Origin of the sequence: Nocardia sp. NPDC051463, from assembly GCF_040681975.1 — a bacterium.
Taxonomy (GTDB): domain Bacteria; phylum Actinomycetota; class Actinomycetes; order Mycobacteriales; family Mycobacteriaceae; genus Nocardia.
The window spans coordinates 13,870-27,559 of record NZ_JBFBAB010000017.1; the positions used below are offsets into that span (position 1 = coordinate 13,870).

Consider the following 13,690-nt stretch of genomic DNA (forward strand, 5'->3'; position numbering starts at 1 on the left):
TTATCGGATGTGAGTGCGTGGAACCAAATCGCGCGTCTACCTGGCATTACTCGAGGATGTATGCGGGCGACCGTGCGTTCGCGGACCGGTGGCGAGCGCACGGCGCTGTGGTCGGGTCAGCGAAGTTCTCAGACGGTTCGCTCGAATCCCAGCGGACTGTGGCCGTCGGCGATTTGACGGTCGAGAGGGTGCTGGATGGGGGCGACGATGTCGAAGGCCACGCCTGCGTCGCGGCTGTCGCGGACGATGGCGGGTTCGTGGAAGGCGAGGGGCTGGAAGGGGGCGGTGTAGTCGCCGCTGTCGATGACGCGGGCGTATTCGGGCAGCGGTTGGCCATGGCGGTTACCCAGGCGACGGCGCGGTCGGCGAAGGTGGTTGCCGGGACTCCTGCTGAGCGAAGTATGGCCGCACCGTGGAAGAAGCCGGTGAACATGGTGTACACGTTCGGCAGCAGCGCAAAGTCGTAGAGTGCGGGGTCAGCGCCGAAATGGTCTGCGGTGGTGAGCAATTCGAGTGTGTCGCGATACTCGTCGAACACAATTCGGGAGCCGCTGTGGCGGATGGACGCGCCGGGTTCGCCGATCATCGTGGGCACGGCCATGATGCCCGGTCCAGGTAATCGATGCCATGCGCGGCGGCGACCGAGGCGACGCTGGTGGCGCCTGCGGCGACCAGGTCGGCATCCTTGCCCGCAGTGCGGTTCCATACCGTGCTCGCCCTTCCGGCCTTCAACAGGGTCGCAGCCATCGCCTGACCCACTGCGCCGAGTCCGAGAACCGTCACCGGGATTTGCTGGGTTTCCGCCATTGCGGGTCGTCTCCTTGGTTGGTGAACGTGGTGGTCAGCGCGCTGGAACCAAGGTTGCTCTTTGCCCGACGGACCGACAAGTACCTACTATTCGGTCGGGTACTCAGCACTCGGTTTGTGAACAGGTAGCGAGGTCGGACGATGGGCGAAAAGAGATCCGGACCATACTTCTGCGGCATCGACGCGGCGATGGATGTCGTCGGCGGGAAGTGGAAGGCACTGATCCTCTGGGAGCTCGAGAACCACGGTGTGCGCCGCTTCGGTGAGCTGCGCCGCGGCTTGCCTGGAGTGTCGGAGAAGATGCTCATCCAGCAGCTGCGCGAGCTCGAGCAGGACGGCGTCGTGGACCGCGAGATCTATCGCGAGGTCCCGCCACGCGTCGAATATCGCCTCACCGAGCTGGGCGCGGCGCTCAACGCCGCGCTCGAACCGCTCGGCGCCTGGGGCCGCGACCGCATCGATCGCATCGGAGCGGCCAAAGTGCACTTCTCTGCGTGATCGAATGGCACATCGCGGTGACCCGGCCACGCTATCGGCCGCCGCCATGCCACTTGGCGCCGATCAGCTGGGCGGCATTCTGCTCAGGCTGATGTTGGCGCGGGGCGGCCGTAGGATTGCCCACCGCAGGCGGTGGCGTGCGGGTGCGTTTCGCCCGGCGCGGCGGCCGGCACAGCACGGGATCTCGGCGGGTAGATGGTAGGAAAGGGTACGTGTCAGCAACTGGCGAAGGATCCGGCCCGAAAAGCAGCAGTCGTGCAGTGTCGGAGGTGGTGGAGCTGGTCAGCGCGCTGATCCGGTTCGACACCTCCAACACCGGCGATCTGGCCACCACCAAGGGGGAGCGCGAGTGTGCGCAGTGGGTGGCAGATCAGTTGCATCAGGCGGGCTACACCACCGAGTACGTGGAGTCGGGTGCCCCGGGACGCGGAAATGTGTTCGCGCGGTTGAAGGGCGCCGACGCCGGCCGGGGCGCGCTGATGATGCATGGTCACCTGGATGTGGTGCCTGCCGAGGCGGCCGATTGGAGTGTGCATCCTTTCTCCGGCGCCGTTCGCGACGGTTATGTGTGGGGGCGCGGCGCGATCGATATGAAAGATATGGTCGGCATGATGCTGGCGGTCGCGCGCCAGTTCAAGATCGAGGGGACGGTGCCGCCACGCGATATCGTGTTCGCTTTCCTCGCTGATGAGGAGAACGGCGGCAAGTGGGGATCGCACTGGCTGGTGGACAACCGGCCCGATCTGTTCGCCGGGATCACCGAGGCAGTGGGGGAGGTCGGTGGGTTCTCGCTGACGGTCCCGCGCCCCGACGGCACCGAGCGCAGGCTCTACCTGGTGGAGACGGCGGAAAAGGGGCTGGGCTGGATGCGGTTGCGCACCAAGGCCCGTGCGGGCCACGGCTCGTTCCTGCACGAGGACAATGCCGTCACCATCTTGGCCGACGCGGTCGCCCGACTCGGAAAACACACCTTCCCGCTGGTACTTTCGGATTCCGTCGCCGAATTCCTGGCCGCGGTGTCGGAGGAGACCGGCCTGCAATTCGATCCGGCGAGCCCCGACATCGAGGGCCAACTCGCGAAGCTCGGCACCATTTCCCGCATTATCGGCGCCACCCTGCGTGATACCGCGAATCCGACCATGCTGCAGGCCGGTTACAAGGCCAACGTCATCCCACAGACCGCGGAGGCGGTCGTGGACTGCCGTGTGGTGCCAGGGCGGCAGGAGGCATTCGAGCGCGAAGTGGACGAGCTGATCGGCCCGGACGTCGAACGGGAGTGGATCACCAAGCTCGATTCCTACGAGACGACCTTCGATGGTCATCTCGTCGACGCAATGAACGACGCCATCCTCGCCCACGACCCACAGGGCCGCACCGTGCCCTACATGCTTTCGGGTGGTACCGACGCAAAGGCGTTCGCGCGCTTGGGCATTCGCTGCTTCGGCTTCGCACCGCTGCAGTTGCCGCCGGAACTGGACTTCACCGCACTTTTCCACGGCGTCGACGAACGCGTTCCGGTGGATGCACTCGAGTTCGGCACGCAGGTATTGGAACATTTCTTGTTGCACAGCTGAATCAATCCGGAGAGGACCCCATGACCTACAACCCCTACGACGCGCTCCCGCAGGTGCCCACCTTCACAGTGACCTCGGAAGACATCACCCCAGGCGAGTCGCTGCGCAACGATCAGGTGAGCGAGTTCTTCGGTGTCGGCGGCAAGGACATCTCGCCGCAATTGTCGTGGTCCGGATTCCCGGAGGAGACAAAGAGTTTCGCGGTCACGGTGTACGATCCGGACGCACCGACCACGGCGGGCTTCTGGCACTGGGCCGTCGCGAATATCCCGGTGACGACCACCTCGCTGCCCGCAGGTGCGGGGAGCAAGGGCGGCACGCTGCCCGAGGGCGCAATCAACCTGCGCAACGACGCGTCGTTCCCCGGCTTCGTCGGCGCCGCGCCGCCCGCGGGGCACGGACCGCACCGGTACTTCGTGGTGGTGCACGCCGTTGACGTGGAGAGCCTGGAGGTCTCCGAGGACGCGACACCGTCGTTCCTCGGATTCAACCTGTTCTTCCACACTCTCGCCCGCGCGACCATCGTCGCCACCTACGAGGTGAAGTAGTCTCGACCCTTGTGGCTCTGAGCGACATGCTCAGAGCCACAGCGGTTTCGGAGCCACTCATCGCAGCCGGCCGTCGGGGATCGTGACGGTTCTCACCGCGAGAGCGAATCGCCGCATGCACCATGACACGGGCGGACACCACCACGACCCGGGTGACCGCGGAAACCTCGAACGCCCGACATCCTCGAGCGGGATCATGTGCCCACGACGCTCCCGCTTGGCCTCGAGATACTTGCGCGCCTTGTCACTGCGCGGCCGCGTCGCCACAGGCACCACCGTGACAGCGATGCCCTCATCCCGCACCGCACCCACCTTGTCCGGGTTGTTGGTCAGCAGCCGCACCGAGCGCAGCCCCAGCGCCGTCAGCGCCTCGGCCGCGAGTCGGTAGCTGCGCGTATCGGCCCGCAGTCCGAGGCGCTCATAGCTGTCGAACGTATCGACTCCCAGCCGCTCACTGGTGCGCAGCCCGCGCGCCTTGTTGACCAGACCGGCGCCGCGCCCTTCCTGCTCCAGATACACGAGCACACCGCACCCGGCGTTCTGGATGAGGTCCATCGACTTGTCCAGTTCGGGACCGCAATCGCAGTCCTCGGACTGCAGGGCGTCGCCATAGAGGCAGCGGGAATGGATTCGGACCAGACAACCGTCGGTGATCTGACCGAAGACGAGCGCATGACCGCCGTCTTCGCCACCGGGAATCGGCATGACCCGAACGCAGAGCTCACGCCCCTTGCGAGTCAGCCGATGTCCGGTGGCGGAAAGGCCCGGTGCCGCTTTGGCCATGCTCCTCCGATGCATAGTGAAGCGGTCGCACGAACTGTGAAATTGCCAGTCGCACAATGAATCCATGGTAGCCGGAGGGCAGGTCCCATGGCACTGCTACGCGGGGACGGCGGCTCGTTGGGTGATCTCGTGACCGATGCGCGGCGCGGCATTGTCGAGAGCAGGCTGCATAGTGGGAGCCGACAGGCCCGGTTCGGTAGGCAGGTACGCGACAGCTTCGGTCGGCAGCGCTCCGGGCTGCGGGGTGGGATCGCGGCTCGACTGTCGCTCCGCGGCCGCAGAGGCTCGCCGCCAGAACGCCAGACGACTGTTGCGGACACCCCCGAGTCGACGATGACGGCGTGGTCGCTGCACAGCCGGGAACGTGCCCAAGGCATCCGACTCCCAGTCGGCCGGCGCCCATGGCGCGTCGTCGGTCGGAATCCAATGACGCCGACGTCGACGTTTGGCCTCCAGATACGCGGCGGCGCGTGCGCTGAGTGGACGGGTGCGCAACGGAACCACGGTTACCGCGAGGCCCGCCAACCGAAAATCCTCGGCTTTGGCCGGGTTGTTGGTCAGTAGCTGCACCGATCGCAGCCCGAGGTCCACCAAAGTCTTGGCCGCGTGGTTGTAGGTGCGGGCATCGGCCGGGTAGCCGAGTGCCTCATAGCTGGCGAAGGTGTCGCTACCGGTGCGCTCGCTCTGCTGATAGCCGCGCGCCTTGGCGATCAGCCCGACGCCACGGCCCTCCTGCTCCAGGTACACCAAGATGCCCGCGCCCGCCACCTGGATGAGGTCGAGTGCTTTGTCGAGTTCGGGCCCGCAATCACAGTCGTCAGAGCCGAGCGCGTCGCCGTAGAGACACCGAGAATGCACCCGGACGAGGCACCCGTCGGTGAGCGCACCGAAGACCAGTACGTATCCGTACTCGGCGCCGCCGGCGACTTCCATAACAGAAACCTGTATTTCGCGTCCCTTGCGGGCGAACCGATGAGTGGTCGCACCGAGTAGGGACCCGGCTGTGATCAATGCTGCCCCGGACCCGAGCCGGAGCGACGCCGTTGGATGTGCGTGGTCACGACGGGGACTGTAGCGGATATGTGGTGTCGTCCAGATGAAGTGCGAGGCGTGGTGGTCAAAAGTCGCCGTTCATGATGATGTGATGCTCACCGGTTGGCGGCATAACGCTCGACGATCTGGTCGATATCGCCGGTCAGGGGCATGGCGCTCGGCACGTCACCCAGCTTCTGCGTCAACAGCATGGCCGCGGTCGCCCAGTCGAGGTCTTCTCGGCCGAGCGATCCCTCCGACACGACGACCCGATAGGCGAGCGCCGCGGAGAACGCGGCCGCCGCACCCGGCGCGTTCTTGAGTGCCCGCGGAAAATGCGTGACGTCGACGTTGAGCCGATCCGACCGCATCGCACACTGGAATTCGCCGACCGTGCACACCGCGCCGACCCCGAGCCCACGCAGCCGCTGCGCGACATCGTCGCTCGACGCGGTGGTCACGGCCGGGAGCATCTTGTCGAGCTCGTCAGCAGAACCCACCAGGTAGTCGACCGCGTCGAGATAGCGATAGAGATCCTGCGGTACCCGCAGACTCGGCGTCGGACAGACGATCAACCGCGGCTTGGGTCGCATGTTCGCAACCATGGCCAGCACCTGTCCGATGATGCCGATGGGGTGTTCGAATGTCAGCAGCACCACATCCGAGGCGGCGAGCGCCGCACGCACATTCGGACCGTCGAGATCCGCTCCTTCCAAGCGGACCCGATCGTCCTGCACACCGATCAACGCCATGTCGCCGCTCGAGGTCATGATGACCGCGGTGATTGGTGAGGGTGCGCGAGTGGCGGTCTTGATCAGCTCGGTCCTGACACCGGCCGCGTCGAGGTATTCCCTTATCCGACGCCCGTTTTCATCGTCACCGAGCGCGGAGACAATGCGGACCTGAAGTCCGAGGCGCGCGGCCGCCACCGCTCGGTTGAGCCCTTTGCCGCCGGGATGCTCGCCGTAGCCGTTGCCGCGAGCGGGCGCGTCCACCGCGGGTATACGGTCGACACGGAAGAGGTGGTCCATGACCGCGTCACCGACCACCGTCACCATGCCCGGTCTCGGCTGCGAGTTCGGTAGCGTCACTACGATTTTCGGCGTGGGAGTCACCTGCGGGATGGTGTAGCTGGATTCGCCTGCGAGCAGGCCCGCCAGCGCGGTGAACGCATCGTGTTCCGAGGAGGTACGCAGCCGCTTCACCGTCGGCGCCTCGGGAATGGCCTCGGCCCGCAGCGTCTCGTGCAATCGACGCCACATCTCGGCCAGATACTCCCGCCGCTGCCCGAGGTTCTCGGCGTAGAGGCGATCGAGATCGATTCCGTCCGGGGGGCTTTCACGAAACAACCCCAGCGAGAGCGCCGCATCGGCGATCAAACGGTCGGTCGGCTGCAAGCGGCGTGCCATGTCGCTGACGACGGGCAGCATGGATTCCTCCGGTGACCGACCGGTGCGCAGTGCGCGTTGCCGGACGACCACCAGGTCGAGCAGGGGCTCGACGTCGATCTCGGTGTTGCGCAAGCGATCCGAGCTCAGGCCGGAGTACTTGCACAGCCGCGTGAGGATGTTGCGTATCGCGACCATGCGAGAGTCCTGCGGAAGATTCTGCAAGATCCGCCCCTCCCTGGATGCGTTGTCGATTCGTTTGTGCTCTGCCGGCGGACTACCGGACGATCGGGGTTTAGCTCCAACACGATCCGGCAATCCCCAACTTACTCCGGCAATTGACCTTCATGAAGGGCAAATGCCACACTGGTTTTGGCGATCTGATCGCCCGCCAGACGAATCGGGAGGGTTTGGTGATGAGAATGCTGCACCTGATGCGACATGCTCGGTGGCGCGAACAGCACCGCACAGGCGACTGCGAAATCGAGCTGGAGACCAACCGCGCCACGGTCTAGGCGAACGGTTCGCCGTTCACCCGGACATCCGACAGAAATCACCCACCGTCGTTGCTGCGCTCCGCTACTTCTTTGGCAGCGAAGCCCGGTCGATTCGAGCAACTCGGGTCCACCGCGACTCGATGCCCTGGGAGCCGCAGCATCGGCGACGAGTCCTCCACCCGTGGAGACAGCCGTGACGATCTACGAAAGCAGTCGGTCGATGACCAGCAGCCTCACGCCCGAATGGGCATGGCGAGCAGGCCCCGAGGAACCGGCGTGGCGACTGAGCTGGTTGCCCCATTCACTGACCCGCGAACAGGCGCTGGCCGGCATGGAACTGCAGGAGATCCTCAGCCATCTGGACCTGGCATCGGACCCTGCCGCGCAGGCGCTGGCCGATCGACTCGGAATCACCGTGCGGCAAGCCATCGGATTGCTGCATCAGCGGATGCTCGACAGGAGTCATTCGTGACCATGTTGTACCCCCAGAGCTCACCAGGCTCGAACTGTTGCACCGGAGGCACCATGAACGTGCATACGACCGAATGGACGATGATCAGTGACATAACCCCCGAGTCGGCATACAAGGCCACCGGATCGGGGGCGGCAGTGTGGTCGTTGAGCTGGCTGACGGACCGGCCGCTGACCAGGGAACAGGCATTGGCAGGCATGGAACTCGATGAGATCCTCAGCGACCCGAGCGGCGTGCACGACCGGGGCGCGCACTTCGAAGCGACCAAGCGAGCGGACATCATCGGTATCCCCTGGGAGCAGGCGGTGATCCTGCTGTCCGAGCGGATCCTGGCACGCATGGGTCAGCATGCGAGCGAGACGCCGGAACCGGAGGACGCGGCGGCCGGTGCACCGGCCGGGCGCGCCTTGCGCTCCCGCCGCATTGCGATGCATCGCGGCGGGCCGCCTCGGGTGCTCGGATAGCACCGCGGTTCCGCAGGCGAGGCCGCACCGAATGTCACCGCAGGTGTCAGGAGCGATCGCCGTGCTCGGCGCCGATCGCGTCGGCGATCGACTTGTACCCGTTGTCGCGCAGCCGGGCGGCGATGCCGCGATGGATATTGCGAGTCCAGAAAGGGCCGCCGTAGATGAAGCCGGTGTAGCCCTGCAGCAGGGTAGCGCCCGCGAGGATCCGCTCCCAGGCCTGGTCGGGGGTTTCGATGCCGCCAACGGAGATGAGAACAAGGCGGTCACCGACACGGCGGTAGAGGCGGCGCAGGACGTCGAGGGAGCGCTCGGCGACGGGAGCACCGGACAGGCCGCCCGCACCCATGGCTTCGACCTCGGCGACCGGAGTGCGCAGACCGTCGCGGCGGATGGTGGTGTTGGTGGCAACGATGCCTGCCAGGCGCAGTTCGACGGCGAGGTCTGCCACCGCGTCGATGTCCTCGTCGGAAAGGTCCGGGGCAATCTTCACCAGCACCGGAACCCGCACACTGTCGAGCACGGCTTGCAGCACCGGGCGCAGCGATTCGACCGCCTGCAGATCACGCAGGCCGGGGGTATTGGGGGAGCTCACGTTGACAACCACGAAATCGGCGAGCGGACCGAGCAGGGCCGCGCTGATCGCGTAATCGGCTGCGGCGCCCTCCGGTTCGACGATCTTCGTTTTGCCGATGTTCGCGCCGACCGGGACTCCGCCGCGGCGGCGACGCAGCTGCTCGGCCGCGGCGGCCGCGCCGTGATTGTTGAAGCCCATTCGGTTGATGAGGGCATGATCGGCGGGCAGCCGGAACAGTCGCGGGGCGGGATTACCCGGCTGGGCCTGGGCGGTGACTGTGCCGATCTCGGCGAAACCGAATCCGAGCGGTCCCCACGCGTCGACGCCGTCGGCATTCTTGTCGAAGCCGGCGGCCAAGCCGAGTGGCGCGGGGAACTCGACGCCGAAGGCGGTGTTGCGCAGGATCGGATCGTCGGAAACCAGGACCTTCGACATCGCCCAGCGTGCGGGCGGGAAGCGGTCGGCCAGTTTCATAGCGGCAAAGACCAGATGGTGGATGCGTTCCGGCGGTAGCAGGAACATCAAGCGCAATAGCAGTGGGTACATCGGTTCACATCCCAGGTTCGGGCTGGGGTAGCAGCGCGGTTTTTCGGCGGCGCAGCAGCACTCGGCGGCTGCCGTCTGTATAGGCGCGCACGCGCGAGAGTTCCCAGCCGCCGAATTCGGCTTGAATGGCCAGCCGCATGGACGCGGTCACCCGATTCACCTCCGGTGGTAGTCGCAGCGGCACGTATTCGTAATCGTCACTCGTGGTTTCCCAGCTTGCGGGGAGCGCCGCGCGGTGGCCGCGGGTCCTTCGATGCTGTGGTGGTTCGTCATCTTTCGGCGCCATCACTGCCCTCCCTTCCGCTGGTCTGCCCGGATTCGTTGCAGACCGTTCCCGGTCGCGGATCCGACGAACAGATCGCCGGTGCGCTCGTCGATGGCGACGGAGTTCGGCTGCCGGACCGTCGGAAATCGGCCCACTTCCTTCGGTATACCCGTCGACAGATCGAATCCGACGACTTCGTTGGTTTGCGTGCACGTCACCCACACGGTCTCGGACCGCTGATCGTAGGCAAGCGCGTAAGGCGACGATCTTACCGGGAAACGCTGCCGCAGGACGAGCGGTCCGGCCGTGTAGACCAGCAGCTCGTTACCTGCGGTATCGGTAACGATGATGCGACCGAAGTGGTCGGTGATCAGGTTGGTGGCACCGTCCCCGGCGCGCAGCGCCAACCCGAGCTGGCCTTTGCGCAGGTCGAGCTCGGTGAGCGAGGTCTGGCGGCGGTCGAGCACGCTCACTCGATCGCCGGTGACGGCCAGCGCGTCGGCCGAGGCGAGCCCGGACACGGTGTCGAGGACCTCGCCTGCGGGAGACAGAACGCGCACCTTGCCGTCGGCCGTGCCGACGACGAGTGCGCCGTCGCCGCGTTCTTGCACCCCGTGCACATCACCGTCGACAGTCACCGCGGTGGCCGTCGACGTCGCGGCCTCGACCCGCAGCACTCGATTCGGCAGGGCGACAAGAACTTCGCCGGCATGTCCCGAGGCCAGGGCAGCGGCCTTCGCGGGCAGCGCGACGGTGCGCACCACGGGCGGGGTAGTAACCGGATCGATGAGCAGTAGCGTTGTCGCGCTGCTGTCGAGTGCCGCGAGCACACCGGTTCCGGTGACGAATAGCAGGTCGGTGATCGGTGTGGCGACCGGCAAGACCTGATCGGCCGGTGCGTCGGTCGTATCCGAGGAGACCGCGGCGGTGGCCGGTGGTCTGGTCGGCAGGTCTTTACCGTCGGTGTCGGAGGAGCATCCGGCGAGCAGCACCAACACCGCGACACCCGCAATGGCCGAGGGGACCGAGCCGCGAGGGCGCATCCACCGAACTCCTTCTACCGAAGCACTACCTACCGATCATCCTGCAACATCACCATCTGACCATGATGGCGCACCGGCGCGGCCGACCGGGGTGGCGGCCCGGGGAGAATCTCGGTGTTCGGGGTTACGGTTAGGTTGAAACAGTGTCCAACTCAGGGAGATCCGGTTGAAAGCCGACCATTCATCGGGATTTGCCATCGATGACATAACCGTTGGTCCGTTTGCTCACGGATTCGGCAGCACCGCCGACGGCAGGCCGTACGCCTTCCGCACGGTCCGCTCGATCGTCGTCCTGGAGATCTACCGCGCCGACCTCGACAGCGCCGTGCCGGGCCCAGAGGACATCGTCGCGGTCGCCCAAGCACGCGCCACCGACATCGATCTCGACGACGAACGCAGCGTGGTCGCGCTGGTGCGCGACATGATTCCGGACGCGGCGCCGGTCGAAGTGGCCGCCGAGCGCGACGTGACGACGGTGCGGGCGCTGCTCGGACGAATCAGTTCCGTCATCGATGGTATGTAGATGGTGATGCCAACCACACGATTCGCCCGCACCGCGCTGACCGCAGCGGCCCTCATCACGCTGGCCTCGGCGTGCAGCTCGGGACCGGACGAAGCGGCTGTCGACGCCGCGCGTTCCTCGGCCAACGCGTCACTGTCCTCATCGATCGCGGCCTCAGCGAGCGCCGCGCACCGGCCGCTGCCGACCGCGGCCGAACTGGACGCGCAGATCAAACGCGCACTCGACCCAGCACTGCCCGATAGTGAACGCACCGACCTCATCGAAGACGGCGAGGTATTCAAGGACGCGATCCCGGATATGTACAAGGCGCTACAGGACAATCCGCGCGCCGTGTACGGAGTCACCGACCCGATCTTCGACAACCGTGACGGCACCTTGACCGCGACCATGCGCCTGGACAAGGACGGCACCGGCTCCGCCGTGCGCACCACCGTGGTGCATTTCGTACTCATCGACGGCAAGTGGAAGATCTCCCGCACCGATCTGTGCGGCATCCTGCGCTCGGCCGACTACCGCACTCCGGCCTGCGGCTAGTGCTGGATACAGGCCTGGCACGGTGGGGCCATGCCGTCTATCGCCACCGTTATCTCGTCCTGGCGGTGTTCGCGCTGGCCGTCCTCGCTTCCGGCTGGTATGGCCGTGATCTGTCGGGCAGGCTGACCCAAGAGGGCTGGTTCGACGAAAGCAGCGAATCGGTGGCCGCGTCCAAGATCGCCGACGACACCTTCGGTCGCGACACCGACAGCGACATCGTCGCCGTCTACACCGCGCCCACAGGCAGCACGGTCGACGATCCGGCGGTGCGGGCCGCGGTGACGACCGCACTCGATCAGCTGCTGGCCCGCCACCCCGACCGGGTCCAGAAGGTCGACAGCTATTGGGACAGCCCGTTCGCCGCGCAGGCCACCGACACCTCACACACCCACGCCATCGCCAGCATCGGACTGCGCGGTGCGGGCACCGCGACCGTGGAGAACTACGCCGCGATCAAGGACGAGCTCGGCGCCGGACCGGCCGGTAGCGGGCCCGGCGGCACAACGGTGCAGCTTGCCGGGTTGCAACCAATCGTCGAGGGCATCAACCAGGGCATGCAGCACGACATCAAACGTGCCGAAATGATCGCACTGCCGATCGTGGCGGTCCTGCTGTACTTCGTCTTCGGCGGGGTGATCGGCGCACTGCTTCCCGTGCTCATCGGCGGGATGACGGTGCTCGGCACACAGGGCACCATGCGCGTGCTCACCGACCACATCAATGTCAACGTATTCGCCAGCGCGGTAGTGACTTTGGTCAGTCTCGGGCTCGCCATCGACTACGGGCTGTTCACCGTGACGCGGTTCCGGGAGGAGTTGGCCGCCGGCCACACGGTGGAGGAGGCGACCGTGCGCACCGTCGCCACCGCGGGACGCACGGTGCTGTTCTCGGCGGCGATCATCGCGATCAGCCTGGGCGCATTGTTCATCTTCCCCATCGGCGTGCTGCGCTCGGTACCCTACGGCGGCATCAGTTCGGTGTTGCTCGCCGCGCTGCTGTCGGTCACCGCGCTGCCCGCGGTGCTCGGCATCGTCGGACATCACATCGACCTGTGGGGCTGGCATCGCTTCTCCCGCAGCCGAACCGAAGCCCAAATCGATGCCGGATTCTTCTCGCGGCTCGCCACCACCGCGATGCGGCGGCCGTGGCTGGTCGCGGCGCCGATCGTGCTGGCGCTGCTGGCGCTGAGCATCCCGTTCCGCCACATCGAGTTCGGCGGGCTGAGCGAACGCTACCTCGCCGAGGACAACGCGGCCAGGATGGCGCAGGAACACTTCGACGAGCTGTTCCCGAGCTTCCGTACCGAACCACTCAAACTGGTGGTGATCGGCGCGAATCCGCAGCAGCTCAGTGACATCCGGTACGAGGCCAACCAGGTGCCCGGGCTCACCGGACGTTTCGAACCCGGCGCGCCGACCAAAGGCGGCATCAATGTGCTCAACGCGGGCTTGACCGACAAGCGTGACGCCGACGGGGTGATCGCCGCACTACGCGCCATCCCCGAACCGCCCGGCGTCGAGGTCATGGTCGCGGGTGTGCCCGCGTTGGAGCGCGACAGCATCAACGGACTACTCGACGGGCTACCTGCCCTGGTCGCGATCCTGGTGGTCGCCGCGCTGGGCCTGATGTACGCCGCATTCGGGTCCTTCGTCCTCGCGCTCAAGGCAGTCCTCATGAGTGCACTGAGTCTCGGCTCCACGCTGGGCATCCTCACCTGGATTTTCGTGGAAGGCCACGGCGCGAGGATCTTCCACTTCACCCCGGGCCCACTGATGTTCGCGGTGCTGGCCCTGATCGTGACGGTGATCTTCGGACTGTCCACCGACTACGAAGTCTTCCTGCTCTCGCGCATGGCCGAGGCCCGCGCGGGCGGTGCCGACCCACCCGAGGCGATCCGCTACGGCATCGCCCACACCGGCGGTGTCATCACCTCCGCCGCGGCGATCCTCATCGTGGTGACCGGCGCGTTCGGCTTCTCCGACCTGGTTTTGATGAAGTACATCGCCTACGGCATGATCGCCGCTCTGATCATCGACGCGACCGTGATCCGCATGTTGTTGACGCCCGCGGTGCTGAAAGTGATCTGGCACTGACAACGATCTGGCGCTGGAGCCGGAAGGAGAATGACCGTGCGCTCGA

The 13,690-nt window shown here is 66.1% G+C and carries 17 protein-coding genes; 9 read left to right on the top strand and 8 right to left on the bottom strand.

What is annotated here, in order from left to right; translation table 11 throughout:
- Nucleotides 1–46 precede the first annotated feature (46 nt).
- Together AB0M74_RS21670 and AB0M74_RS21675 are read right to left on the bottom strand one after the other, a co-directional pair.
- On the bottom strand, nt 47–601 hold the full coding sequence (locus tag AB0M74_RS21670) for a hypothetical protein (RefSeq protein ID WP_366528075.1): 555 nt from the start codon (nt 599–601) through the stop codon (nt 47–49).
- Entirely contained in the window at nt 583–807 is a 225-nt protein-coding gene (locus AB0M74_RS21675; RefSeq protein ID WP_366528076.1) for an NAD(P)-binding domain-containing protein, read from the bottom strand. The genes AB0M74_RS21670 and AB0M74_RS21675 overlap by 19 nt, the downstream gene beginning before the upstream one ends.
- A gap of 141 nt (nt 808–948) precedes the next feature.
- Between AB0M74_RS21675 and AB0M74_RS21680 the strand changes: the two genes are divergently transcribed.
- The 3 genes from AB0M74_RS21680 to AB0M74_RS21690 all read left to right on the top strand — a co-directional run bounded on the left by AB0M74_RS21680 (nt 949) and on the right by AB0M74_RS21690 (nt 3,427).
- Nucleotides 949–1,305: a helix-turn-helix domain-containing protein gene (locus AB0M74_RS21680; protein ID WP_366528077.1), complete on the top strand. Its 357-nt coding sequence runs from the start codon at nt 949–951 to the stop codon at nt 1,303–1,305.
- A gap of 212 nt (nt 1,306–1,517) precedes the next feature.
- Entirely contained in the window at nt 1,518–2,879 is a 1,362-nt protein-coding gene (locus AB0M74_RS21685; RefSeq protein WP_366528078.1) for a M20/M25/M40 family metallo-hydrolase, read from the top strand.
- A 20-nt stretch (nt 2,880–2,899) separates the two neighbouring features.
- Nucleotides 2,900–3,427 (top strand): YbhB/YbcL family Raf kinase inhibitor-like protein, encoded by a 528-nt coding sequence (locus AB0M74_RS21690; RefSeq protein WP_366528079.1) that lies wholly within the window; start codon nt 2,900–2,902, stop codon nt 3,425–3,427.
- Between the two features lie 57 nt (nt 3,428–3,484).
- Here the strand turns inward: AB0M74_RS21690 and AB0M74_RS21695 are convergent, their stop codons facing one another.
- The 3 genes from AB0M74_RS21695 to AB0M74_RS21705 all read right to left on the bottom strand — a co-directional run bounded on the left by AB0M74_RS21695 (nt 3,485) and on the right by AB0M74_RS21705 (nt 6,828).
- Nucleotides 3,485–4,210, bottom strand: a complete 726-nt coding sequence (locus AB0M74_RS21695; protein ID WP_366528080.1) for a GTP cyclohydrolase II — start codon at nt 4,208–4,210, stop codon at nt 3,485–3,487.
- Between the two features lie 96 nt (nt 4,211–4,306).
- A complete protein-coding gene (locus tag AB0M74_RS21700) occupies nt 4,307–5,143 on the bottom strand; it encodes a GTP cyclohydrolase II (RefSeq protein ID WP_366528081.1) in 837 nt (278 codons plus the stop codon).
- Between the two features lie 215 nt (nt 5,144–5,358).
- Nucleotides 5,359–6,828: a PfkB family carbohydrate kinase gene (locus AB0M74_RS21705; protein WP_366528082.1), complete on the bottom strand. Its 1,470-nt coding sequence runs from the start codon at nt 6,826–6,828 to the stop codon at nt 5,359–5,361.
- A 140-nt stretch (nt 6,829–6,968) separates the two neighbouring features.
- On the opposite strand from AB0M74_RS21705, the gene AB0M74_RS21710 reads away from it, so the two are divergent.
- The 3 genes from AB0M74_RS21710 to AB0M74_RS21720 all read left to right on the top strand — a co-directional run bounded on the left by AB0M74_RS21710 (nt 6,969) and on the right by AB0M74_RS21720 (nt 8,063).
- Complete coding sequence (locus AB0M74_RS21710; RefSeq protein ID WP_366528083.1) at nt 6,969–7,145, top strand: hypothetical protein; 177 nt, start codon at nt 6,969–6,971, stop codon at nt 7,143–7,145.
- A gap of 202 nt (nt 7,146–7,347) precedes the next feature.
- Complete coding sequence (locus AB0M74_RS21715) at nt 7,348–7,599, top strand: hypothetical protein (RefSeq protein WP_366528084.1); 252 nt, start codon at nt 7,348–7,350, stop codon at nt 7,597–7,599.
- A gap of 53 nt (nt 7,600–7,652) precedes the next feature.
- Entirely contained in the window at nt 7,653–8,063 is a 411-nt protein-coding gene (locus AB0M74_RS21720) for a hypothetical protein (RefSeq protein WP_366528085.1), read from the top strand.
- A 46-nt stretch (nt 8,064–8,109) separates the two neighbouring features.
- Here AB0M74_RS21720 and AB0M74_RS21725 read toward each other — a convergent pair whose 3' ends face one another.
- From AB0M74_RS21725 to AB0M74_RS21735, 3 genes are read right to left on the bottom strand one after another with little or no spacing between them, the layout of a single operon-like run.
- Nucleotides 8,110–9,186, bottom strand: a complete 1,077-nt coding sequence (locus tag AB0M74_RS21725) for a quinone-dependent dihydroorotate dehydrogenase (protein WP_366528086.1) — start codon at nt 9,184–9,186, stop codon at nt 8,110–8,112.
- 4 nt (nt 9,187–9,190) lie between these two features.
- The gene (locus AB0M74_RS21730) at nt 9,191–9,472 is read right to left on the bottom strand and encodes a DUF5703 family protein (RefSeq protein ID WP_366528087.1); all 282 of its coding nucleotides are present in this window, start codon (nt 9,470–9,472) and stop codon (nt 9,191–9,193) included.
- Entirely contained in the window at nt 9,472–10,494 is a 1,023-nt protein-coding gene (locus AB0M74_RS21735; protein WP_366528088.1) for a hypothetical protein, read from the bottom strand. Before AB0M74_RS21735 ends, AB0M74_RS21730 begins: the two co-directional genes overlap by 1 nt.
- 166 nt (nt 10,495–10,660) lie before the next feature.
- Here AB0M74_RS21735 and AB0M74_RS21740 point away from each other — a divergent pair, with 166 nt between their 5' ends.
- Genes AB0M74_RS21740 through AB0M74_RS21750 form a run of 3 tightly spaced genes read left to right on the top strand, consistent with a single transcriptional unit; the run spans nt 10,661 to nt 13,644 of the window.
- On the top strand, nt 10,661–11,017 hold the full coding sequence (locus AB0M74_RS21740; RefSeq protein WP_366528089.1) for a hypothetical protein: 357 nt from the start codon (nt 10,661–10,663) through the stop codon (nt 11,015–11,017).
- A gap of 6 nt (nt 11,018–11,023) precedes the next feature.
- Nucleotides 11,024–11,551, top strand: a complete 528-nt coding sequence (locus AB0M74_RS21745; RefSeq protein WP_366528090.1) for a hypothetical protein — start codon at nt 11,024–11,026, stop codon at nt 11,549–11,551.
- Complete coding sequence (locus AB0M74_RS21750) at nt 11,551–13,644, top strand: MMPL family transporter (RefSeq protein ID WP_366528091.1); 2,094 nt, start codon at nt 11,551–11,553, stop codon at nt 13,642–13,644. Before AB0M74_RS21745 ends, AB0M74_RS21750 begins: the two co-directional genes overlap by 1 nt.
- The last annotated feature ends 46 nt before the right edge of the window (nt 13,645–13,690 follow it).